The sequence below is a fragment of the Mannheimia kashgarensis genome (genome assembly GCF_041807705.1).
GTDB lineage: Bacteria > Pseudomonadota > Gammaproteobacteria > Enterobacterales > Pasteurellaceae > Mannheimia.
Genome location: NZ_JBGTYY010000001.1, coordinates 90439 through 113558, shown reverse-complemented (window position 1 = coordinate 113558; position 23120 = coordinate 90439). Strand labels below are relative to the sequence as shown.

Below are 23120 nucleotides of genomic sequence, written 5' to 3'. Positions count from 1 at the left end.
TCTAACAAATTTTTGATAAAAAATAAGGAATGATTATGTCTTCTGCTTTTTCACAGCCACAAACCCAAGTAGGGCTTGGTTTCCACTACTTTATTTATGGCTGGAAGTTGTTACTACAACGTGAATTTTTACCCTTTGTAATTTTTCCGATTTTGATTAATACGGTGCTAATGGTGGGGTTAATATGGGCATTTTTTGCCAATATTGGGGGCTTATTGGCAATGTTATTACCTGCTTGGCTGGATTGGCTAAGTTTTATTTTAATTCCGCTGATTTTTTTAATGATTTTAGTTGGATTTTATTTTGCCTTTACCACATTGGCAAACTTCATAGCAGCTCCTTTTAACGGTTTACTGGCTGAAAAAGTAGAGCTGCAACTTACGGGCGAGCCATTGGGCGATATGTCTTTCGGAGCAATGCTAAAAGATGTGCCACGAATGCTAAAACGTGAATGGCAAAAAATGATGTACAGCATTCCAAGATTAATTGCCCTTTTTGTGCTTGGATTTTTGCCTGTGGTAGGGCAAACCATTGTGCCTATTCTTACCTTTATGTTTGGGGCGTGGTTGATTGCAATTCAGTATTGCGACTATCCGTTTGATAACCACAAAATCAGCTTTCAACGTATGAGAAATGCACTTGCACAATATCGTACCCTTAATTTTACCTTCGGTGCGTTAGTGAGCCTATTTACGATGATCCCATTTGTGAATTTAGTGGTAATGCCTGTGGCAGTTTGTGGAGCAACGGCGTTATGGGTAAATGAATATCGCCGTTTCTTCTTAAATAATCAAACAGGCGAGTTTAGCAAAGCCGACTACACTTTTAAACGCTCAGGAACGGCAGTCAGTACAGAAACTCGTTCAGGCGAGGTAAGTGCAGAGGTGAGAAAAGGCGATATTCAGCCTAAGTAAAATTCCCTTTACTTAATTTTGCTTTTTTGGTTTTTATGCTCTATGATTTGAAATGTATTTTTTACATCGGAGGCAGGTATGCACGACTCATCATTTTCAACAAAATTAAAACAAGAATTTTTTGGTGGCTGGACTAAATTTGAAGCGGGGTGGTTATTAACTTTCCTTGCGATACAAATTGCCATTTTTATTTATCAACCAGATAGCTGGATTGCCACCATTGCAGCAATCACTGGTATCTTGTGTGTTGTTTTTGTGGGTAAAGGGAAAATCAGCAACTACTTTTTCGGCTTAATCTCTGTTTCTCTTTATGCTTATATTTCATATACTTTTCAGCTTTATGGAGAAATGATGCTAAATTTACTGGTTTATGTGCCAGTGCAATTTATCGGCTTCTATTTCTGGCGTAAAAATATGACCAGCCAAAATACGGTAAATAACGCAGGGGTAGAGGAAGTGATTGCAAAAGCCTTAACCGCTAAGCAATGGGGGATTGTGATTATTTCCGCTATTGTTGGGACTTTCCTGTATGTTGAATTACTGAAATACTTAGATAGTGCTTTACCTGTGCTTGATGGGGCAACGGTAGTGATTTCAATCGTGGCTCAAATCTTAATGGTGCTACGTTACCGTGAACAATGGGCATTGTGGATTATCGTGAATATTATGACGATTTCACTTTGGGCGGCAATGTACTTCCAAAACGGCGAAACCAGCTTGCCATTGTTAGTGATGTATGTGATGTACCTGTGTAACTCCATTTACGGTTATTACAACTGGATTAAACTACATAGAAATCATCAGAAAGAGATTAGATGATGAAATACAAGCGGTTGTTTTTTGGTAAAAATTTACGAAAAAACAACCGCTTGTTACACTATTTCTTGCGAATGGCGTTGATGTCCGTAAGCAATTTTTGGATATCAGAGTTTGCAAAAATCTGATCGGTTGTTGCGGATAATTTTCTTCGCCAGTTTGGATACTCTGTACTTGTTCCCGGAATGTTCACAGGCTCTAACATATTCAGCCAATCTTCGGGCTGCGTGCCAAATAATGCACTGTTGGTGTGAGCCACATAGCGTTGTAATTGATGAGTAAATTTCATTGTTACCCCCACTTCATTCGGCTCAAGTTCCATTATCTTTTCCACTGCGGTGCGGATATTTAAACGGTCATAAGAGCGATCTTCTTTCAGCTTTCTCACCACTGCTTTACTTGGGTAAGTATCAAATTTTTCGCCTAACTCAAAATCATAACCTTTCCAATAGCCTTGAATAGTGGGTAAATCGTGCGTGCTAAGGGTAGTCATTGCTTGATAAGGGTAATCTTCCAGCGGTTTGACAGCATTTTCTGCTTTTTCAAAATAGAAAATGTTATAAGCAAAAATGCCTTTTTGCTCAAGAGCCTCTAAAATCCCTTCCGGCACAATGCCTAGTGCTTCAGCAATCACTAAACATTGGTGGCGTTGGCTCTCTAACGCCAAAATGGAAAGCAGAGCATCTAACGGGTAGCGAACATAAATCCCTTCTTTAGCCGATTCGCCATTTGCTACCCACCACATACGGGCAAAGCCAAGAATATGATCGATGCGTAACGCACCACAATATTTCATATTAGCACGCACTAAATCAATAAATGGCTGATAACCACGACTTTGTAAAATATGCGGGTGCATTGGCGAAAGCCCCCAACCTTGTCCATTCGGAGCAAGCATATCAGGCGGTGCTCCGATGGAAGCCTCTTGCACAAATAATGCCTTATCTGCCCACGTTTCTGCTCCATTATTGGTTACGCCCACCGCTAAATCACGGTAGAATCCAATCGGCATATTTAATGATTTGGCGAAACGATCACATTCGGCTAATTGCTGAATAGCGATGAATTGTAGCCACATATAAAAACGGACAAGTTCGGCTTGAGTTTGCTGAAATTCGGCAACTTTAGGCGCGTGATAATCTTGATATTCCTCCGCCCAATCAGCCCAACCACCGTGCTGACCAAGTTGTTCCGAAAAGTGTTGATGTAAGGCATCAAAAGTGGCTTGAATTTTTAACGATTCTCCCGATTGCTCAATAAAATCATCAAATTTTGCTTGGTTTTGGGTTGAAAATTGCTCAAAAGCAAAACGTAATGCGGTTAATTTGAGCTTGGTTACTGCACTATAATCCACATAATCTTTAGCCCTTAAGCTGGCAAGTTGCTGTTGAATATCCGTAGAGTTAAACCATTCTTGGGCTTTTTTTGATTGCTTGAATGCCTCAACGGCGTTGATATCAATATAGAGAATATTTTGCCATAAGCGAGAAGATGGGCTGTAAGGGCTTGCCCCTTCAGGATTAGCTGGAAAGAGAGCGTGAATTGGATTAAGCCCAACAAAATCTGCACCGTAATTGGCAATATTCGCAAGAAATTGCTTTAAATCGCCAAAATCACCCACGCCCCAGTTTTGGGCAGAGCGTAGGGTATAAAGCTGTAAAAACGCTCCCCATAATTTTTTCTGCTGCTGTAATGGAGCAGGTTGGAAAGCTTTTTCAGGAGTAACAATTAGAGAGCAATTTTCCTCTGTATTTGCTATTTTAAGGGAAAGTGTGTGATAGCCCAAAGGAAGATCTTTTGGTAGAGCTAAAATCGCGTCTTCACTTGTTTCAATTTCGCCTGTTAATTGGTCGCCATTTTCAAGTGTGATTGTCCAATGTGCTTTATCACCTGCAAAAGAAAGTGGAATTTCGACCGCTTGTTCCTCCATTGTTTGTGTAATCACTTTTACAAGCGGTAGGATTTTGTTATTTTTTGCAAATCGGGAACGTTATTTAGAATTTGCTCGATTTTTTCAAATACGGCAGGGGTAGCTTGTTCCTTAATGTTAGGGTCGTAGAAGTATTGGGTTATGGTAAGATTTCCCATCTTATTCCTCAGTTATTTATTATTTTTTAATGACTACTCATAGCATAATAAAAATTTGTGAAAGAATAAATCTTAGTGAACTAAAAAAGAATGTTTATAAGATTGTTATTTAATATTTTTTATGCTATTACTTCAACTAATAGAGTATCTTTAATAACTAGAGGAAATTTATGATGAAAATGGCTAAATTTAGTTTAAGTCTTGTTGCTTGTGCAATGATCGCGGCTTGTGGTAGTAGTGGAGGCTCGAGTGAAAAATCGGCTCAACTACCAAGTGTAGGTGTTAATAGCTCTCCATCAACAAATGTAAGTGGAGCGCTGACTACATCACCATATACGGGAAATGTTCTTGTTATTAAAGCCAAAGGCGATGAAGATAGCGTAAGTATTTCAAAATCAAGATTATTGGATCCTAATTTGAATAAAATTAGCGTAGATGGGAAAGATATTCAAATTAACTATCCTGGTATTAGCAGTGGGGGCTGGAGTGATATTTTAGTTCGTGATACAGCATTACATAGCTGTTGTAGTACATATAGCGATGTGAAGTTTGGAGCTTATGAAGGTGGAGAAGATGGCAATGCTTATTTCTTCCATAATGGTAACCCAACCAAAGATATGCCAACAGCAGGTACAGCAAGTTATAGTGGGCATGTAATTATTGCAGGGCAAACAGAACATTTTGAAGATGAAGATTATTTAAAAGGGCATTCACAATTCACAGCAGATTTCTCAAACAAGAAATTATCAGGCACGCTGAATGTTGATACTATGAAGCCAATTAATGTGAATGCAAATATTAGTAATAATAATTTCACAGGAACGGCATCATCAAGTGATTTTGCAAAATCTGCCTCTGTGGATGGTAAATTCTATGGAGATAATGCGAAAGAATTAGGTGGTGTGTTTACTGATAACGAAAGTTGGGCAGGTTCATTTGGCGCTGCTCAAGCTAAGTAATTAAGTAGCTTAAAATATTTAAGGCATATAACAATTATATGCCTTAATTTTTTATCATTTATTTTACTTGCTCTCTCGCAACAGCCCGATAACCAATATCTCTACGGTAGAATTTATCTTGCCATTGAATTTGCTCGGCAAGCTCTAAGGCTTTTTGTTGAGCCTCAAACACGCTGTTTCCTAAAGCGGTGGCACAAAGCACACGCCCGCCATTAGTGAGCAATTTGCCCTCTTTTTGTTCCACGCCGGCTAGGAATACTTTTTTATCTTGCGTAGCAGTTGGAATACCTGTGATTTCATCGCCTTTGCGGTAATCAGCAGGGTAGCCTTCGGCAGCTAACACAATGCCAAGAGCGGCTTGTTCACACCATTTTGATTGAATGGTATCTAATTTGCCCTCACAGGCTTTCAAGCAAAGTTCGACTAAATCTGATTCTAAACGCATCATAATCGGTTGGGTTTCAGGGTCACCAAAGCGGCAGTTAAATTCAATCACTTTCGGCTGACCATTTGGCATAATCATTAAACCTGCATATAAAAAGCCGGTGTAAGGATTATTTTCGCTTGCCATACCACGCACTGTTGGGTAAATAATTTCTTCCATTACACGGTTATGAATTTCAGCGGTTACAACTGGAGCTGGAGAGTAAGCCCCCATTCCGCCTGTGTTCAAGCCTTTATCGCCTTCGCCCACACGTTTATGATCTTGCGAGGTTGCCATTGGCTCAACATGTTCGCCATCAACCATTACGATGAAACTAGCTTCTTCTCCATCTAAAAATTCTTCAATTACTACACGGCTTCCAGCCTCGCCAAAGGCGTTGCCTGAAAGCATATCACACACAGCATCTTCGGCTTCTTGTAATGTCATTGCAACAATCACGCCTTTGCCAGCAGCTAAGCCGTCCGCTTTAATCACAATAGGCGCACCTTTTTCTTTCAGATAAGCAAGGGCAGGTTCAACTTCGGTAAAGTTTTGGTATTCAGCGGTTGGAATATGATGGCGAGCCAAGAAATCTTTGGTAAATGCCTTTGAACCTTCTAATTGTGCGGCAGCTTGGGTTGGTCCGAAAATCGTTAAACCGTTGGCACGAAAAGCATCAGCCACGCCTACAACTAATGGGGCTTCAGGGCCGACAATGGTTAAGCCGATATCGTTTTCTTTGGCAAAAGCGACTAATGCGTTTAAATCTGTACCTGAAATCGCCACATTTTCAATGCCGTTTTCGGTGGCTGTTCCTGCATTACCTGGTGCAACAAAAACCTTGTCTGCTAATGGAGATTGGCGGACTTTCCACGCAAGAGCGTGTTCACGCCCACCATTGCCGATAATTAAAATGTTCATATAATTCCTTGATAAAATGAGAAAGCAAACGTTTGCGTATTGTACTTTATTTATTTGTTTGATGACAAGCGGTCGTTTTTTGCCAAAATTTTGCAAAAAGATGAATTGTTGCTTGCAAAATAGGCTTTTTCCAGTATAATTCCGCCGTTCAGTCACATCCGTTTTTTAATCCTTGCTTCCACAAGTTGGTGACTGGCTAAAGTTGGAGGCTGCTAACCCGTAAGGATAGTCAATGCGTCACTACGAAATCGTTTTTATGGTTCACCCGGACCAAAGCGAACAAGTACCAGCAATGATTGAGCGTTACACAGCATCTGTTAAAGAAGCTGGCGGTCAAGTTCATCGCTTAGAAGATTGGGGTCGTCGTCAATTAGCATACCCAATCAACAAACTTCACAAAGCACATTATGTGTTAATGAATGTAGAAGCACCTCAAAGTGTAATCGACGAGTTAGAAACTAACTTCCGTTATAACGATGCTGTTCTTCGTAACTTAATCGTTCACACTAAAGCGGCAGTAACTGAAGCATCACCAATGGTGAAGGCAAAAGAAAGCAAAGTTGCTGAAGCGGTAGCTGAAGTTGAATCAGAGGAAGCAGGCGAATAATTCGCCGATTGATAATTGTTTAACCTTAAGTGGCACAGTTTCCACAATGGTTAAGCAAAGCCTAAGCCCTCTTGGAGTTCCACATTACAGCTTTTGGTTGGAACATCGTTCAAATCAAATAGAAGTGAATTTAGAACGCCAAGCGTGGTGCAAAATCAAAGTGGTTTTGGCAGGCAGTCAATTTAGTTATTTAACCCAACAAATTAAGCTCGGTAAGCAAGTGAGAGTTAAAGGTTTTATTCATACTCACAAAGACTTTAACGGTTTAAATCAGTTAGTCTTACACACCGAACAGATTGAATTTATAGATCAGGAGAAGCCAAATGGCACGTTATTTCCGTCGTCGTAAGTTCTGCCGTTTCACAGCGGAAAATGTTGTTGAAATCGATTACAAAGATATCGCTACATTAAAGAACTACATTTCTGAAAGCGGCAAGATTGTTCCTAGCCGTATTACTGGTACTCGTGCGAAGTATCAACGTCAATTAGCTCGTGCAATCAAACGCGCTCGCTACCTTGCGTTACTTCCATATACTGATAACCACCAATAATCAGGAGAGAGTACAATGCAAGTTATTTTATTAGATAAAGTTGCTCACTTAGGTTCTGTGGGCGACCAAGTAACCGTTAAATCTGGTTTTGCTCGTAACTTCTTAATCCCACAAGGTAAAGCAGTTATGGCAACTGCAGCAAACATTGCTCACTTTGAAGCTCGTCGTGCTGAATTAGAAGCGAAAGCAGCTGATGCGTTAAACGCAGCTCAAGCTCGTGCAGCTAAAATTGCTGAAATCGCATCTGTATCAGTATCTGCAACAGCAGGTGAGGATGGTCGTTTATTCGGTTCTGTTTCTGCGAAAGATATTGCTGAAGCATTAACAGCAGCTGGTGTTGAAGTGGCTAAATCTGAAGTTCGTTTAGGCGAAGGTCCACTTCGTACAACTGGCGAACACGAAGTTAAAGTACACTTACACCCAGAAGTGAATGCAAAAGTAACTGTAAACGTAGTTGCTGAATAATCAGTAAAGATGTTAAAAAACCCAGCTTATGCTGGGTTTTTTGATTTCTAACTCAGTCAGTTAGTGAAGTTGTTCGGCTTCTCCAGTGGCTTTCGCCCACAAACAATTCCCTTTAGATTTCTTTTCAATGATCTTTAATAAAGCTAAGTGTGATTCTTCCTCTTCATCGCTGGCTCTGAGAATAATTGCCTCATCAGGATTTAGGGTGATTACTGAAAATTCTTCTTCAATTTCAATAACTTCTGAAGTTGTTTCTACTTCTTCCTCGCCTAATAATGAAATCTGACCGCCTGTCATCATTAAGAAAACATCAGCAAGAATTTCCGCATCCAGTAACGCCCCGTGTAATACACGTTTGCTGTTATCAATGCCTAAACGATCACACAACGCATCTAAATTGTTTCTTTTGCCCGGGTACATCTTCCGAGCCGTTTGTAGGCTATCAGTAACAGTACACATCTCAGCCGTTTTTGCAGGCGGATTTGGCAAGTAGGAAAATTCTTGATCCATAAATGCCACGTCGAAGGGAGCATTGTGGATAATCAGCTCAGCCCCTTTGATAAATTCCAAAAATTCATCGGCAATTTCAGCAAAAGCAGGTTTATCTTGCAGAAATTCATTAGTAATACCATGAACCGCAATCGCTTCTTCATCAACTTCACGGGGTGGCTTGATGTAAACGTGATAAGTTCTACCTGTTAATCGGCGGTTAATTACTTCAACCGCCCCAATTTCAATAATATTATGTCCTATCTGTGGAGGCCCGCCTGCCATATTCATACCTGTGGTTTCGGTATCCAGAACCACTTGGCGGACAATTTTTTCTTCTGTCATTTTAGTTTAATAAATTATGAATTTTCTAGACGTGGGTAAAGCCTAGATGAGTGAATGACGGTTAAAATATAAACATCATCGCCATACAAGCGGTAAATTATGCGGTAATTTCTGCAAAAAGTTTCAAAACGTTCATTATCTCGCCTTTTACCAATAGTTGGCATATAGGCAATTAAATCAAATTTTTCGTTCAGATCTTGCCACAGCGATACAGCACTAGTCCAGAAACCCGTAAAGTTTGAAACATCTCGTAAAATCTGTTCCACTTCTTTTTCAGCTTCTGGTGAAAGTATTCAATATCTAGCCATATACAGTCTCTGTGGAAAAAGATTTATACTGCTCGTTTTGTTCCCTTTCTAACTCTGAAAGTAATTTTTGCATTTTGAGTTGCATTTGGGCTTTACTTACACCTTTACCCTGTTCCATTGATAATTCTGCTTGGCGAATTTTTTCTGCTAAAAATTCATCATAGCCTTTTTCTTTGAAAATCATCGCTGCTCCTTTTTGCAAAGTTTTTCGATTATTTGACCGCCTGTATAAGGTGGGATAAGCTCCCACCTACCTATTTAGCAATCCGTTTATATTTCACACGGTGCGGTTGAGTGGCTGTTTCGCCAAAGGTTTTCTTCTTCCACCCTTCGTAGTCGGAGAAGTTACCCTCGTAGAAAGTGACTTTGCCTTCATCGCCGTAGTCTAAAATGTGGGTGGCGATACGGTCTAAGAACCAGCGGTCGTGAGAAATCACCATTGCACAGCCTGGGAATTCTAAGATCGCATTTTCCAAGGCTCGTAGGGTTTCCACGTCTAAGTCGTTGGTCGGTTCGTCCAGTAACAGCACGTTACCGCCACGTTGTAGTAGTTTCGCCAAGTGTAAACGACCACGTTCACCGCCTGAAAGCTCGCCAACACGTTTTTGCTGATCTACGCCTTTGAAGTTAAAACGCCCTACATAAGCACGACTTGGGATCTCAAAATTGCCTATGTTGAGAATATCCTGCCCGTTAGAGACTTCTTCCCACACGGTTTTCTTATCGTCCATCGCATCACGGAACTGATCCACGCTTGCCAATACAACCGTTTCGCCCATCACGATAGAACCGCTATCTGGCTGTTCTTGCCCTGAAAGCATACGGAATAGGGTAGATTTACCCGCACCATTCGCCCCGATAATACCCACGATCGCCCCTTTCGGAATGCTGAATGAGAGATCGTCAATTAAAGTGCGGTCGCCGTAAGATTTCGTCAGGTTTTGCACTTCAATCACTTTATCACCTAGGCGTGGGCCCGGTGGAATAAAGAGTTCGTTGGTTTCGTTGCGTTTTTGGTATTCGCCGCTGTTAAGTTCTTCAAAGCGAGCCATACGAGCCTTGCTCTTCGCTTGACGACCTTTCGGGTTTTGACGCACCCATTCCAATTCTTTCTCAATCGATTTTTGACGAGCCGATTCCGCCGCTTGCTCTTGGGCTAAGCGTTTCTCTTTCTGCTCTAACCAAGAAGAGTAGTTACCTTCCCAAGGAATACCCTCACCACGGTCAAGCTCTAAGATCCAGCCTGCGACATTGTCTAAGAAGTAACGGTCGTGGGTAATTGCCACCACAGTGCCTTCATAGTCGTGTAAGAAGCGTTCTAACCACGCCACTGATTCCGCATCTAAGTGGTTGGTTGGCTCATCTAATAACAGCATATCCGGTTTTTCAAGCAATAAACGGCAGAGTGCCACACGGCGGCGTTCCCCTCCGGATAAATGCTCGATTTTTGCGTCCCAATCCGGTAAACGAAGAGCATCGGCTGCTCGCTCTAATTGGTTTTGCAAATTATGACCGTCGTGAGCTTGGATAATCGCTTCCAGCTCTGCCTGCTTTGCAGCAAGTTTATCAAAATCTGCATTTTCATCGGCATATTGAGCATAAACTTCATCAAGCTGAGTTAAAGCATTTTTCACTTCGGCAACCGCTTCTTCTACCGCTTCACGTACGGTCTGTTGCGGATCGAGTTTTGGCTCTTGCGGTAAATAACCGATTTTAATTCCCGGTTGTGGACGAGCTTCGCCCTCAAATTCTTTATCAACACCTGCCATAATGCGAAGTAAGGTTGATTTACCTGCACCATTTAGACCAAGTACCCCGATTTTCGCCCCCGGGAAAAAGCTCAGGGAAATATCTTTAAGAATATGACGCTTTGGCGGCACAACTTTGCCGACTCGGTGCATCGTATAGACAAATTGACTTGACATTGTTTGTATTCCTCACAAAAAAATTCGCCCTATTTTACTTGAATTTTAGCGTGAAATATAGGGTAAAAGAGAGCCCGGCAGTTAATCTATACCATTTCTTCGATAGCGGCTTGGTGTAGTGCCATATAGGTTTTTAAAGGCTTTGCTAAAATGTGTCTCTGATAGAAATCCGCAGGAAAGGGCAATCGTCAATACTGATGATGAGGAATTTTTTAACATCATTGCTGCTAATTGTAAGCGGATATTATGGACAAAGGCGTGAGGCGTTATTCCTATTTTTTGCTTAAATATCCGCATTAATTGCGCTCTTGAAATATGTGATATTTCTACCATTTTTTCAATAGTCCAATCTTGTTCAGGGCAAGATATAATTTGGCTGACAAGTGTACTGAGACGGTGATCTTGAATACTTTTGAGTATGCCTGAAACTGCTTCAGGTTTCTGTATCAAATAATTGCGTAGAAGATGAATTAGCAGCACATTAGATAGACTGTCTATAGCTAATTGTGAAATTTGTTCAGCTTTATCTACTTCTTGATGTAATAAATTAAGGATAGGCTGTAAAATTTGGTCAGAAAGATGAATGTAGATACAATCGGGTAAATTCATAAAGAGATCTGAATGTGGCTCATAGTAAAAATGTGCACAAAATAATTTAAGCTCATTGCCTTGACCATTAAAAATTTTGCGAATTTGTATCCCGCCTTTTTGCTCTATATCCGGCGAGCTCGGAAAAGGGTTAACATCTTTTGAGCTACTTAATTGATGAGCCGCTGAACGGCTAAGCAGTACAATATCGCCTTTCTGTAATTGCCGGCTTTCTCCATTTTCTAATTTCAACCAACCACAGCCTTCTGTAACGATATGCACTACTGCTTGATTGGCATGGTCGTGATGCTGAACCGCCCATTTTCCTTGAAAATGGCATTGTACATTCACTCCTCCTCGAATTTGTGCTAGCTGAACTAATTTATCAATATTTCCAATCATACGATTTCACCATACATTGAGACTTTTTAATAAAAAATACATTCTAAAAATAGCAATAATAGCATTGCATTTTATTTAATCTAGAGGAGAAATGAGATAATGCAACAATTTACTGATTGGAAAGCCCATACTACTCACGTTAAAAAATCGTTTGGCAAGCTTGCGCAAGAACACCCAAAAATGTTTGAGGCTTATCGAGCATTAAATACCGCAGCAGCGGCAGAAGCTCTTGATGCGAAAACTCGTGAATTGATCGCTCTTGCTGTTGCAATTACCACCCGTTGTGAAAGTTGTATCAGTGTTCATGCAGAAGAAGCGGCAAAAGCTGGGGCGACAGAGAGCGAAATTGCCGGTGCATTGGCTACAGCTATCGCTCTGAATGCAGGTGCTGCTTATACTTATGCACTTCGAGCAATGGAAGCCGTCGAAACACAAAAATAGAATGGAGGAAATATGCGAAAGATTCGATTACTCTCTGTATTAATGGCGTTATCCGCTTTACCTTTTGCCACTTTTAGCTATGCGGAGAAAGCACAAATTCAGCAACAGCAAACCAAAGCTGCAGGAGTATGGATTGATGTGCGTTCTGCTGAAGAATTTGCTCAAGGGCATTTGGAAAATGCAGTAAATATTCCGCATACAGAGATTTCAACACAAATTACTAAACTTAATTTGAGTAAAGATGAACCTATTCACGTTTATTGCCGTTCAGGCAGACGTTCTGAAATCGCATTAGATGAACTGAAAAAACTTGGTTATACGAATGTTACTAATCAGGGCGGATACAATGATCTTATCAAGAAAGGGTTGAAATAACCCCATACTCTAAAGGCAGGTTTTCATTTTCAGTTGATTATACTAAAAATGGAACCTGCTTTTCCTAATCTTAAGCCATAACCACCTACCTATTTGATCGATAACATTCTACCTCTGATTTTTTATTGTGAATGATGTAAAAACAGGGGATAATATCACGTTATTTTTTATTGAAATTTTCATAGCAAGCGGTCGAATTTTGCCAATTTTTTGCAAAAAATCACTCAAATTTAACCGCTTGTTCTCTTTATGTTGTGGAATTTATGGTCGATTATATTCTGTTAATCATCAGCACGGCACTTATTAACAACTTTGTTCTAGTGAAATTTCTAGGGCTTTGTCCGTTTATGGGCGTGTCGAAAAAAGTGGAAACCGCCATTGGAATGGGGTTGGCAACAACTTTTGTACTAACGGTTGCCTCACTCTCTGCCTATTTATTGGAAACCTACTTACTTGTGCCGTTAAATGCACAGTTTTTACGCACACTCGTATTTATTTTAGTGATTGCGGTGATCGTGCAATTAACCGAGATGATCGTACACAAAACCAGCCCAACTCTTTACAGATTACTAGGCATTTACTTACCGCTAATTACGACTAACTGTGCCGTACTTGGAGTGGCATTGTTAAACGTGAATTTGGCGAATAATCTCGTGGAATCTGTGCTTTATGGCTTTGGTGCCGCAGCCGGTTTCTCCCTCGTTTTAGTATTATTTGCAGCACTGCGTGAACGCTTAGCGGCAGCCGATGTGCCTCGCCCGTTTCAAGGGGCATCTATCGCCTTAATTACCGCAGGCTTGATGTCGCTTGCCTTTATGGGTTTTACAGGATTGGTGAAACTCTAATGCTCGATTTACCAATTATCGCTTATATTCTTATTGCTATTGCTGTTATCGCACTGATTTTCGGGGCGATTTTGGGCTATTCCTCGATTAAACTGAAAGTTGAAGCTGATCCCATTGTTGAGCAGATTGATGCTTTATTGCCGCAAAGCCAATGCGGACAATGCGGCTATCCGGGCTGTAAGCCTTACGCTGAGGCGATTGCCAATGGCGATGTCATCACAAAATGTGTGCCGGGTGGGCAACCTTTGGTGGTTAATCTTGCCGAACTGTTAGGGGTAGAAGTGCCGCCGATGGAAGGAATGGAAGAACCCGAAGTCAAAGTGGCTTTTATCATTGAAGATCTTTGCATTGGCTGTACTAAATGTATTCAGGCTTGCCCTGTTGATGCGATTATCGGCACAAATAAGGCAATGCACACCATTATTCCAGATCTGTGTACAGGCTGTGAGCTTTGTGTTGCTCCTTGTCCGACAAACTGTATTGAAATGATCCCTGTTAAACAAACCACGCAATCGTGGAATTGGAAGTTCGACCAAAATTTAATTATTCCTGTGGTAAATACAACCGAATTACAGAAAAAATTACTTACCGGCGGAGGCAAAAATGAGCAATCCTAATTTAGTGATTGAACGAATCCGCCAAAATAAAGAAACAGGTAAACTGTGGGATTTCCCGGGTGGTATTCACCCAATGGAAAACAAAGATCAATCCAACAGTAAGCCAATCCGTACCCTTAATTTACCTCGCTTTTTCTATGTGCCAGTTGTGCAGCATTCAGGTGTGGCGGGCGAGCTATTAGTCAAAGTAGGCGATTTGGTACTAAAAGGGCAACCGCTCACTAAAGGTGATCATTACCGCCAACTGCCCGTACACAGCCCAACGTCAGGGCGAGTGATTGGCATTGAGCCTTATGTATCTACCCACGCTTCAGGCTTACCTGAAACGACGATTATCATTGAAACCGATGGCAAAGATGAATGGATAGAACGCCAGCCGATAGAAGATTTCTTAAGCCTTACAAGCGATCAAATTATCCAAAAAGTTTACCAATACGGCATTGCTGGCTTGGGCGGAGCGGTGTTCCCAACCGCAACAAAATTAAGTCTTGCGGATAAACGCTGCAAATTGCTCGTGATTAACGGGGCGGAATGTGAGCCTTACATTACTTGTGATGATCGATTAATGCAAGATTACACCCACGATCTGATTGAAGGCATTCGGATCTTGCGTTATGTACTTCGCCCTGAAGAAGTAGTGATTGCGATTGAGGACAACAAACCGCACGCCATTAAAGCCCTAGAAGATGCTCTAAAAGGCTCGAATGATATGTTTGTGCGAGCCATTCCGACTAAATATCCGTCAGGGGCGTCTGATCAGCTAATCCAAGTATTGACCGGGCTTGAAATCCCCGCAGGGCAACGCACCATTCAAATGGGCATTGTAATGCATAATGTCGGCACAGCTTATGCGGTTAAACGTGCGATTATTGATGACGAGCCGTTAATTGAACGAGTGGTTACGCTTACGGGCGATAAAATTCGCAATAAAGGCAATGTATGGGCAAGGCTCGGCACGCCAATTCAACACTTATTAGAGCAAGTGGATTATCAAGCTGACAAGCGTTTCCCTGTGTTTTTAGGTGGGCCGATGATGGGATTTATTCTGCCTTCATTGCAAGCACCTGTTACCAAAACGGTAAACTGTTTAATTGCCCCAGATCATTTTGAATATGCTCCGCCAGAGCCTGAGCGTAACTGTATTCGTTGTTCAAACTGTTCTGATGCTTGCCCAGTTGGTTTATTGCCACAGCAGCTTTACTGGTTTGCTCGTGCAGAAGATCACGATAAGTCTAAAGAATATAATCTTGATGCCTGCATTGAGTGTGGCGTTTGTGCTTACGTTTGCCCAAGCTATATTCCGCTTATCCAATATTTCCGCCAAGAAAAAGCAAAAATCAATGAGATTGAGGAAAAAGCTCGCAAGGCAGAAGAAGCAAAAATCCGCTTTGAGGCAAGAGAAGCCCGTTTACAAAAAGAACGAGATGCAAGAACGGCTCGCATCACACAAGCCGCTGAAAAACGTCGTGAAGAAGTGGCAAATGCAGGTGGCGTTGATCCTGTAAAAGCCGCTCTGGAACGTTTGAAAGCGAAAAAAGCGGCTGAAACAGCCCAAGAAAAACCAACAGAAGTAAAAGCAAAACCTAACGGCGAGCCAGATAACAGCGATTTAATGGCACAACGCAAAGCCAGACGTTTAGCCAAACAGGCAGAACAAGCGGTCGAAAAATCAGAAAATATTACAAATGTAGGGGCGAATAATCATTCGTCCGAACCAACAGGAAATGTGGAAACAGACCCACGCAAAGCGGCTGTTGCCGCAGCATTAGCACGAGCTAAAGCGAAAAAAGAAGCCCAACAAGCGGTCGAAAAATCGGAAAATATTGCAACTGTAGGGGCGAATAACCATTCGCCCGAACCAACAGAAAATACAGAAGCCGACCCACGCAAAGCCGCCGTTGCCGCAGCATTAGCACGAGCGAAAGCGAAAAAAGAAGCCCAACAAGCGGTCGAAAAATCGGAAAATATTGCAACTGTAGGGGCGAATAACCATTCGCCCGAGCCAACAGAAAATACGGAAATCGACCCACGCAAAGCGGCTGTAGCCGCTGCTATTGCAAGGGCAAAAGCCCGTAAGCAAGCTCAACAGGAGCAAAAAGATGTTTAGCGAGCTAATTCCACCGCTGCCGTGGTCGTTCCTGTTTATTCAGGATTTAATCGGCACAATCGTGTTTGCGATTTCAGGGGCGATTGCGGCTCGCCAACACAAAATGGATATTTTCGGCATGTTTATTTTGGCATTTGTAACGGGCGTAGGCGGTGGCACATTGCGGGATATGATGATTGGCTCAACCCCTGTATTCTGGATGAAACAGCCGATTTATGTGTTGATGATTACTTTGGCAGTTGTGATTACTGCTATTTTCCGCAATCAAATTTCCCGCAAAAGTTGGCAAACTGGTTTGCTTGTGTTCGATGCGATTGGGCTTGGCGTGTTTACTGTCATCGGTGTGCAAAAAGGTTTAGATTTTGGGCTTCACCCACTTATTTGCGTAGCACTTGGCGGTGTAACAGGCTGTTTTGGTGGTGTAATTCGAGATATTTTACGAAACGAAGTACCGATTGTGCTACAAAAAGAGGTTTATGTCACTGCAAGCCTGATTGGCGGTGTGATTTTTGTAATGGCAAATTCATTTGGACTAGATAGCGATTGGGTTTATCTCGCTACTGTTTTTACGGTGATTATTATCCGTTTACTGGCGATTAGATTTAATTTGAATTTACCGAAGGTGTAACAAGCAGTCACAAAAAGCATCGCTTTTTGAACGTTGGCAAAGCCAACGGCAGCGAAGCTGTGAACAATCCTTCCAAGGATTGTGAATAATTTTTATCTGATTTTTGCAAACTGGATAAGTAAACGAGATGAAGAAATACCTTTTTCTAATTGCAATATTTTTTAGTGCTTCTAGTTGGGCGGAAAGTTGCGAGCAACAAGATAGTCATCTTGCTCAGATCTATAAAAAGATGGAAGAGTTTGGTAGCTATGTAAGAATGAATTGGAAAAATTAGATGTGGCTACTGAACAGCTCTATCATTACACCGAGCATTATTTGAGCAAGAAAAATTCATTTGAGTGTGATTTTCCGTTAGCTAAAGAAGTAGGGCTTACAATAAGCCAAAGTGTAGATAAAAAAGTACGAACCTTCTCTTGGGATTTAAAGAGTGGCGGTACATTGCACGAGTTTGATTCATTATGGCAATATCAGGATCAGCAAGGCAATGTGAAGTTGAAATCAGGAGATGGACATAACATTATTGATATTTTTACCGCTCACTTAAATGATAAAACTTACTATTGGTTAGTGGATTACCAAATTGGCTATGGGCGACTACACGGCACGACAGCAAGAGTTTATCAGCTTGAACAAAGAATAAAACCTGTAAAATTACTTAAAACATCAAGTTTGACTGATGAAATTGGCTATGAGTTTGACCCATCCTCAGAATATGATTTACCAATGGAAAAACGAAATCGCCTCATTCAATATGATGATAAGTTAAAAATACTGAGCTTGCCTGTTGTTGTTCAAACAGCGGAATATCCAAACGGAAAAGTAACCAATAAGCGAATTGAGTATAAATTTGACGGGCAATATTTTGTTCGGTAGTAAGTTTTGCAAATAATCAGATAAAATTGTTCACAGCTCTGCTGTTGTTAGCAAACCAAGATTCAAAAACGATACTTTTGTAACCACTCGTATGGGAGAAAAGATGACAGAATTAGTTAGGAATAAACTCTTTGAACAGATTGCTATATTGTTAGATATGGCTCGCCAAAAAGTGATGACTACTGTTAATCATACAATGGTGCAGACTTATTTTGAAATCGGAAGAATGATTGTTGAAGATGAATTACAAGGCAATGAAAGAGCAAAATATGCACAAAGTCAGTTGAAAGGATTATCTGAAAAACTCACAGAGCAGTTTGGGAAAGGATTTTCGGTTTCTAATTTGAAAAATATGCGTCAGTTTTATTTGACATAGCGAACAATCCCAATTTTTAGAGAAAGAGTTTGCTAAATTAGAGCCAATTCGCCAGACAGTGTCTAGCGAATTGATTAAAAAAGATACTGAAAAACAGACTTTTCCATTGAGTTGGTCGCATTATCAAAAGCTAATTCGTATTTCTGATCCCTATGAGCGTCGATTTTATGAAATTGAGGCAGAGAAAAATCATTGGAGTTTACGAGAGTTAGAAAGGCAATATGATTCAGCTCTCTTTACTCGCTTGGCATTAAGTAAAAATAAAGATGAAATTCGGGCTTTAGCTTTAGAAGGGCAAAAAATAGAAAAACCAGCAGATTTAGTTAAAGATCCTTATATTTTAGAATTTCTTGGTTTATCAGAGATGCCTAGTTATTCTGAAAATGAATTAGAACAACACTTAATTGATAAACTCGAACATTTTTTATTGGAACTTGGTTCAGGTTTCGCTTTTGTCGGACGGCAGAAGAGAATTAGTTTTGATGAACAACATTTTTATATTGATCTAGTATTTTATAACCGATTATTGCGTTGTTTTGTCTTGATTGATTTGAAAATAGGAAAGCTCAAACATCAAGATATTGGACAAATGCAGATGTATGTGAATTATTATGATCGTGAAATGCGGTTAGAGGGCGAAAATCAAACAATTGGCTTGATTTTATGTCAGGATAAAACTGAATCACTTGTTAAATATACATTACCAGAAGATAACGATCAGATTTTTGCCAGTAAATACCAAACTGCTTTACCAAGCAAAGAAGCATTATTAGCACTGCTTCAGGAATAGAATTTAAGGAAAATTAATGTTCAAAGTTGTAAGTTCCCCTCATATGCACTCAAGCAATCTCACCGCTAATGTGATGCTATGGGTAATTGCGATGATGCTGCCCGCACTCGGGGTTCAGTTTTATTATTTTGGTTTTGGGGTGCTCATCCAAATTGTAATTGCGGTGGGGTTGGCAATTATCATTGAGGTTGGAATTGCAAAATTACGCAAAAAAACGACCGCTTTCTATTTAGCGGATATGTCGGGTATTTTAACCGCCTTGATTTTAGCAATGTCGATTCCACCTTATGCTCCTTATTGGATTATTGTGATTGGCGTTATTGCCGCTCTGCTATTGGCAAAACATAGCTATGGTGGTTTAGGGCAGAATTTGTTTAACCCTGCGATGGTGGGCTATGCGGTGCTGTTGGTCTCTTTCCCTGTACAAATGACTTCGTGGATTGTGCCGATTGATTTATTAAACGAACCACCTACATTGAGCGATGCGATTTCATTAATTTTCAGCGGGGTAACTAGCGATGGCTTTAGTCTTCATCAACTGGTTAATAGTGTTGATGGCATTGCACAAGCCACACCGCTAGACAGTATGAAAAGCAGCCTAGCTAAATCTGGCTTTGAGGCGGTAATGAATACGCCGATTTTTAACGGATTATTCGCAACAGGCTGGCTACAACTGAACATTGCCTTTTTATTAGGTGGACTTGTGCTGATTTATAAACGCATTATCCATTGGCAAATTCCTGTTTCAATGCTTGCCACCTTTATCGTGTTAAGCGGTATTACTGATCTGGTAACAGATCAAGCACATCTTCATTTTGTCAGCCATTTATTCAGCGGTGCGATGATGTTCGGGGCGTTTTTTATCGCAACTGATCCTGTCAGTGCTTCTATTACGCCAAGAGGCAAATTGATTTTCGGAGCATTGGTCGGCACTCTGCTTTATGTGATCCGCTATTACGGCAATTACCCTGATGCGATTGCGTTTTCCGTATTATTGGCAAATATCTGTGTGCCGCTAATCGACCACTACACACAACCAAGACTTTACGGCACAAAATTGGATAGAAAATAATGAATACCTCAAAAATCACGTTAAAATATGCCCTAATTTTGGGTTTGATTGCATTGTTAAGTACCGCCGTTTCTACCGCTGTGTATCTACTTACAAAGGGCAGAATTGATGATGTAACCGCAATGCAACAGCGTAAATTATTGGAAGAAGTTGTGCCGAAAACCTATTTTGATAATGATGTGTTAGCCACTTGTAAAATGATTGATTTAGAAAATCACGCTTACCTAAATCGTCTTTATTTTGCAAAAAAATCAGAAAAAACGACCGCTTACTTAATTCAAAGTACCGCACCAGATGGTTATTCGGGTAACATCATCTTATTAATGGGGATTGAGCCAAACGGTAATGTGTTAGGTGTTCGTATCCTTGAACATAAAGAAACGCCGGGCTTAGGTGATAAAATTGAAACTCGTGTGTCAGACTGGATTTTATCTTTCACAAACAAACTATTTAGCTTAGAAAATGAAGCAGAGTGGAATGTGAAAAAAGATGGTGGACAGTTCGACCAATTTACTGGTGCGACCATTACGCCTCGTGCAGTAGTGAATAATATTCGCCAAAGTGCCAAATGGGCGATCACAGAGCTTGCACAAAATCCGCAAATGATTGACCAATTTAACGATTGTAAATAGGGCATAAAATGGAAAGAAAAAACCAAATCCCTGTCACCAATATTGAAGTAGAGCCAAAACAGGCAACAGTGTGGAAAGATCTGTTTACCGATGGCGTGTGGAAAAATAACGGTGCGTTAGTCCAACTTTTAGGGCTTTGCCCATTGCTTGCGGTTTCAAACAGCGTAACCAATGCGTTGGGTTTAGGTCTAGCGACAATGTTTGTGCTGATTTGCACCAATGTAACGGTATCGCTTTTCCGCAAAATTACACCGCACGATATCCGCATTCCAATTTATGTGATGATTATTGCAACGGTTGTAACGGCGGTACAGCTTCTAATGAATGCCTTTGCATTCCCTGTGTATCAATCGCTCGGTATTTTTATTCCGCTGATTGTAACCAACTGCATTGTAATTGGGCGAGCTGAAGCCTACGCCTCGAAAAATGAAGTCAAATTCTCCGCCTTTGATGGATTTTCAATGGGGCTAGGTATGACATTAAGCCTTGTGGTGCTAGGTGCATTGCGTGAAATTATCGGCAATGGAACGCTTTTCTACGGTTTAGATTTACTGCTCGGCGACTGGGCAAAAGCGTTATATATTAACGTATTGCATATTGATTCAGGATTATTACTAGCCATTTTACCACCAGGGGCGTTTATAGGGCTGGGGATAATATTGGCGGTGAAGAATATTATTGATAAGAGATGAGATGGTATGTCACTTTCTTTGCTTCGCCAAAGAAAGTAACCAAAGAAAGGCGACCCTACTTCACCGCTGTCTTCGCTTGGTTTGAATTTGCTTAACGAAAAAATTCCAAACTCGCAGCTTCGCTGCTCAAACAAGGAATTTTTCCTACAAATTCAAAGTCGCTCAGGCGGTTCAGAAGGGAACCCAACAAAGCATCATTTTGCAAAATTTTTCAAAAAAATCACCGCTTGTATGGTCGGATCGGGGCCCCTTCTGAGTTGTCCGAGCGACTTGAAATTTTTAGGAAAATAACCCGAGCGAGAGCGAAGCGAACATCAGGGTTATTTTTCGTTAAGAAAATTTCAACCAAGTGAGGATAGCAACGAAGCAGGGTGTGCTTTCTTTTGGTTACTTTTCTTTGCACAAGCAAAGAAAAGTGACAAACAAGAGGAATTATATAATGACACGAATTACCGCCCAAGACGGTTACACTCACAAATTCCGATGGTCTTTCTTTCACCCAAAGTATTGGGGCGTGTGGTTAGGCGTATTGGGGCTTGTGATTTTGGCGTATGTGCCAGCAAGGATAAGAGATAAATTTGCTACTTTTGTGGGTAAAACTGCCTATCAATACCTCAAAAAGAAAAATAAAAAAGGCTATCATCGTGCAAAAGTTAATTTACGCTATTGCTTCCCTGAGTGGAGCGAGCAAAAGCGTGAAGAGGTGGTGGAAAAAATGTTCATCACGGTGGCTCAAACAATGTTAGCGATTGGCGAAACGGCAATCCGCCCAGTGTCGTATTTACAAAAACGTTGTGAATTTACGGGTTTTGAGTATGTGATAAAAGCTAAAGAGAGCGGAAAAAACGTGATTATGCTTGTGCCGCATACTTGGTCGATTGATATGGCTGGGGTGGCGATGTTCTCTTTGGGCTATCCGATGACATCAATGTATAATCCACACCGTAATGCATTGGTGGATTGGCTCTGGAACATTACCCGTGAGCGTTTAGGTGGGCGAATGCACACTCGTCAAAACGGCATTAAAGCCTTTTTAGCCGATGTAAGAAAAGGCGATGTGGGTTACTTCTTGCCAGATGAAGACTTTGGCGCAGAATTAAGTGTGTATGCAGATTTCTTTGCAACTGAAAAAGCAACACTGCCGGGCTTGAATAAAATGGCGAGAGTGGCGAATGCGGAAGTGATCCCGATGTTCTCGATTTATAATGCGCAAAAAGCAAAATATGAAATGGAAATTTTGCCACCGCTTGAATTTTCAGGCGATCCAATTCAATCCGCCCGAGAAATGAACCGAGTGATTGAATATTTTGTGGAGAAAAACCCAGAGCAATATGTTTGGATTTTACGGCTACTCAAAACCAGACGAAATGGGGAAGATATTTATAGATAATGAAAGGCGGAGATTTATCCGCCTTTATTGTATTTAAGAAATTATTTAATTTACAGTTTATTGCTTATTAGATAAAATCATCATAAATGATTATTTTGAGGTTGCTATGGTTGAGATAAATGAGGACGTAAAGCCTAATTTTACAGTACATATTTTAGCTCAAACGAAAAAAGCGATCTCTAAAATGCCTCTATCATTACAAGAGAAAATCTATTTTGATTTAGATGATCTTGCAGTTTATGGCAATGATTTACAAGAGCCTAAAGTAAGAGATTTAGGAGATAGTCTTAAGGAATTAAGAACCTCTGCTAAAGATGGCATTGCTCGCAGTTTCTTCTTTTTTCATGTTGGTAAACAGATTTATGTAATCCACGCCATACAAAAGAAAACGCAGAAAACCCCAAAACAAGATTTACAGCTAGCCAAAGAGAGAATGCGGCAAGTTAAATTACAGCTTGCTCAGCAAAATAAGGAGTAACG

28 protein-coding genes are annotated in these 23120 nt (G+C 40.8%); 21 read left to right on the top strand and 7 right to left on the bottom strand.

All coding sequences use genetic code 11. The annotated features are described in order from the left end of the window. The first annotated feature begins 35 nt into the window (after positions 1–35). Positions 36–914, top strand: coding sequence for a sulfate transporter CysZ (gene cysZ, locus ACERCF_RS00570; RefSeq protein WP_373624253.1), 879 nt, complete (start codon positions 36–38; stop codon positions 912–914). Positions 915–992: 78 nt separating this feature from the next. Beyond that, entirely contained in the window at positions 993–1733 is a 741-nt protein-coding gene (gene pnuC / locus ACERCF_RS00565; protein WP_373624252.1) for a nicotinamide riboside transporter PnuC, read from the top strand. 58 nt (positions 1734–1791) lie between these two features. Here pnuC and malQ read toward each other — a convergent pair whose 3' ends face one another. Continuing rightward, a complete protein-coding gene (gene malQ / locus ACERCF_RS00560) occupies positions 1792–3660 on the bottom strand; it encodes a 4-alpha-glucanotransferase (protein WP_373624316.1) in 1869 nt (622 codons plus the stop codon). Between the two features lie 328 nt (positions 3661–3988). Here malQ and ACERCF_RS00555 point away from each other — a divergent pair, with 328 nt between their 5' ends. Next, entirely contained in the window at positions 3989–4777 is a 789-nt protein-coding gene (locus tag ACERCF_RS00555; RefSeq protein ID WP_373624251.1) for a Slam-dependent surface lipoprotein, read from the top strand. 58 nt (positions 4778–4835) lie between these two features. Here the strand turns inward: ACERCF_RS00555 and purD are convergent, their stop codons facing one another. Further along, the gene (gene purD, locus ACERCF_RS00550; protein ID WP_373624250.1) at positions 4836–6122 is read right to left on the bottom strand and encodes a phosphoribosylamine--glycine ligase; all 1287 of its coding nucleotides are present in this window, start codon (positions 6120–6122) and stop codon (positions 4836–4838) included. 232 nt (positions 6123–6354) lie between these two features. Between purD and rpsF the strand changes: the two genes are divergently transcribed. Genes rpsF through rplI form a run of 4 tightly spaced genes read left to right on the top strand, consistent with a single transcriptional unit; the run spans position 6355 to position 7745 of the window. Then, positions 6355–6729 carry a 30S ribosomal protein S6 gene (gene rpsF, locus ACERCF_RS00545; RefSeq protein WP_005598107.1) on the top strand — a complete coding sequence of 125 codons (375 nt, stop codon included), beginning with the start codon at positions 6355–6357 and terminating at the stop codon, positions 6727–6729. After that, positions 6704–7078: a primosomal replication protein N gene (gene priB, locus ACERCF_RS00540; RefSeq protein ID WP_373624249.1), complete on the top strand. Its 375-nt coding sequence runs from the start codon at positions 6704–6706 to the stop codon at positions 7076–7078. The genes rpsF and priB overlap by 26 nt, the downstream gene beginning before the upstream one ends. Next, complete coding sequence (rpsR, locus tag ACERCF_RS00535) at positions 7053–7280, top strand: 30S ribosomal protein S18 (RefSeq protein ID WP_005598105.1); 228 nt, start codon at positions 7053–7055, stop codon at positions 7278–7280. Before priB ends, rpsR begins: the two co-directional genes overlap by 26 nt. A 15-nt stretch (positions 7281–7295) precedes the next feature. Next, positions 7296–7745 carry a 50S ribosomal protein L9 gene (gene rplI, locus ACERCF_RS00530; protein WP_373624248.1) on the top strand — a complete coding sequence of 150 codons (450 nt, stop codon included), beginning with the start codon at positions 7296–7298 and terminating at the stop codon, positions 7743–7745. A 60-nt stretch (positions 7746–7805) separates the two neighbouring features. Here the strand turns inward: rplI and dnaQ are convergent, their stop codons facing one another. From dnaQ to ACERCF_RS00505, 5 genes are all read right to left on the bottom strand, one after another. Continuing rightward, entirely contained in the window at positions 7806–8579 is a 774-nt protein-coding gene (gene dnaQ / locus ACERCF_RS00525; RefSeq protein WP_373624247.1) for a DNA polymerase III subunit epsilon, read from the bottom strand. Between the two features lie 14 nt (positions 8580–8593). Further along, complete coding sequence (locus ACERCF_RS00520) at positions 8594–8872, bottom strand: type II toxin-antitoxin system RelE/ParE family toxin (RefSeq protein ID WP_373610503.1); 279 nt, start codon at positions 8870–8872, stop codon at positions 8594–8596. 7 nt (positions 8873–8879) lie between these two features. Further along, entirely contained in the window at positions 8880–9071 is a 192-nt protein-coding gene (locus tag ACERCF_RS00515) for a hypothetical protein (RefSeq protein WP_373610407.1), read from the bottom strand. Between the two features lie 70 nt (positions 9072–9141). After that, positions 9142–10812 (bottom strand): energy-dependent translational throttle protein EttA, encoded by a 1671-nt coding sequence (gene ettA, locus ACERCF_RS00510; RefSeq protein ID WP_373624246.1) that lies wholly within the window; start codon positions 10810–10812, stop codon positions 9142–9144. An 81-nt stretch (positions 10813–10893) separates the two neighbouring features. Further along, positions 10894–11802: an AraC family transcriptional regulator gene (locus ACERCF_RS00505; RefSeq protein WP_373624245.1), complete on the bottom strand. Its 909-nt coding sequence runs from the start codon at positions 11800–11802 to the stop codon at positions 10894–10896. 99 nt (positions 11803–11901) lie between these two features. Between ACERCF_RS00505 and ACERCF_RS00500 the strand changes: the two genes are divergently transcribed. From ACERCF_RS00500 to ACERCF_RS00435, 14 genes are all read left to right on the top strand, one after another. Continuing rightward, positions 11902–12243, top strand: a complete 342-nt coding sequence (locus ACERCF_RS00500) for a carboxymuconolactone decarboxylase family protein (protein WP_373610410.1) — start codon at positions 11902–11904, stop codon at positions 12241–12243. A 42-nt stretch (positions 12244–12285) separates the two neighbouring features. Continuing rightward, entirely contained in the window at positions 12286–12618 is a 333-nt protein-coding gene (locus ACERCF_RS00495; protein ID WP_373610504.1) for a rhodanese-like domain-containing protein, read from the top strand. Positions 12619–12881: 263 nt separating this feature from the next. After that, positions 12882–13463, top strand: coding sequence for an electron transport complex subunit RsxA (gene rsxA / locus ACERCF_RS00490; RefSeq protein WP_373610411.1), 582 nt, complete (start codon positions 12882–12884; stop codon positions 13461–13463). Beyond that, on the top strand, positions 13463–14080 hold the full coding sequence (gene rsxB, locus ACERCF_RS00485; protein WP_373624244.1) for an electron transport complex subunit RsxB: 618 nt from the start codon (positions 13463–13465) through the stop codon (positions 14078–14080). Before rsxA ends, rsxB begins: the two co-directional genes overlap by 1 nt. Beyond that, positions 14067–16187 carry an electron transport complex subunit RsxC gene (rsxC, locus tag ACERCF_RS00480; protein ID WP_373624243.1) on the top strand — a complete coding sequence of 707 codons (2121 nt, stop codon included), beginning with the start codon at positions 14067–14069 and terminating at the stop codon, positions 16185–16187. Before rsxB ends, rsxC begins: the two co-directional genes overlap by 14 nt. After that, a complete protein-coding gene (locus tag ACERCF_RS00475) occupies positions 16180–16815 on the top strand; it encodes a trimeric intracellular cation channel family protein (RefSeq protein ID WP_373624242.1) in 636 nt (211 codons plus the stop codon). Before rsxC ends, ACERCF_RS00475 begins: the two co-directional genes overlap by 8 nt. Before the next feature lie 261 nt (positions 16816–17076). After that, positions 17077–17688, top strand: coding sequence for a hypothetical protein (locus ACERCF_RS00470; protein WP_373624241.1), 612 nt, complete (start codon positions 17077–17079; stop codon positions 17686–17688). Positions 17689–17791: 103 nt separating this feature from the next. Next, positions 17792–18064 (top strand): DUF1016 N-terminal domain-containing protein, encoded by a 273-nt coding sequence (locus tag ACERCF_RS00465; RefSeq protein ID WP_373624240.1) that lies wholly within the window; start codon positions 17792–17794, stop codon positions 18062–18064. Between the two features lie 58 nt (positions 18065–18122). Then, the gene (locus ACERCF_RS00460; protein ID WP_373624239.1) at positions 18123–18854 is read left to right on the top strand and encodes a PDDEXK nuclease domain-containing protein; all 732 of its coding nucleotides are present in this window, start codon (positions 18123–18125) and stop codon (positions 18852–18854) included. Between the two features lie 16 nt (positions 18855–18870). Further along, positions 18871–19926 (top strand): electron transport complex subunit RsxD, encoded by a 1056-nt coding sequence (gene rsxD / locus ACERCF_RS00455; protein ID WP_373624238.1) that lies wholly within the window; start codon positions 18871–18873, stop codon positions 19924–19926. Beyond that, the gene (rsxG, locus tag ACERCF_RS00450; protein ID WP_373624237.1) at positions 19926–20558 is read left to right on the top strand and encodes an electron transport complex subunit RsxG; all 633 of its coding nucleotides are present in this window, start codon (positions 19926–19928) and stop codon (positions 20556–20558) included. Before rsxD ends, rsxG begins: the two co-directional genes overlap by 1 nt. Positions 20559–20566: 8 nt before the next feature. Further along, complete coding sequence (locus ACERCF_RS00445) at positions 20567–21250, top strand: electron transport complex subunit E (RefSeq protein ID WP_373610418.1); 684 nt, start codon at positions 20567–20569, stop codon at positions 21248–21250. 439 nt (positions 21251–21689) lie between these two features. Next, positions 21690–22640, top strand: coding sequence for a lauroyl-Kdo(2)-lipid IV(A) myristoyltransferase (gene lpxM, locus ACERCF_RS00440; RefSeq protein WP_373624236.1), 951 nt, complete (start codon positions 21690–21692; stop codon positions 22638–22640). 184 nt (positions 22641–22824) lie between these two features. Further along, positions 22825–23118: a type II toxin-antitoxin system RelE/ParE family toxin gene (locus tag ACERCF_RS00435; RefSeq protein ID WP_373624235.1), complete on the top strand. Its 294-nt coding sequence runs from the start codon at positions 22825–22827 to the stop codon at positions 23116–23118. Positions 23119–23120: the final 2 nt, after the last annotated feature.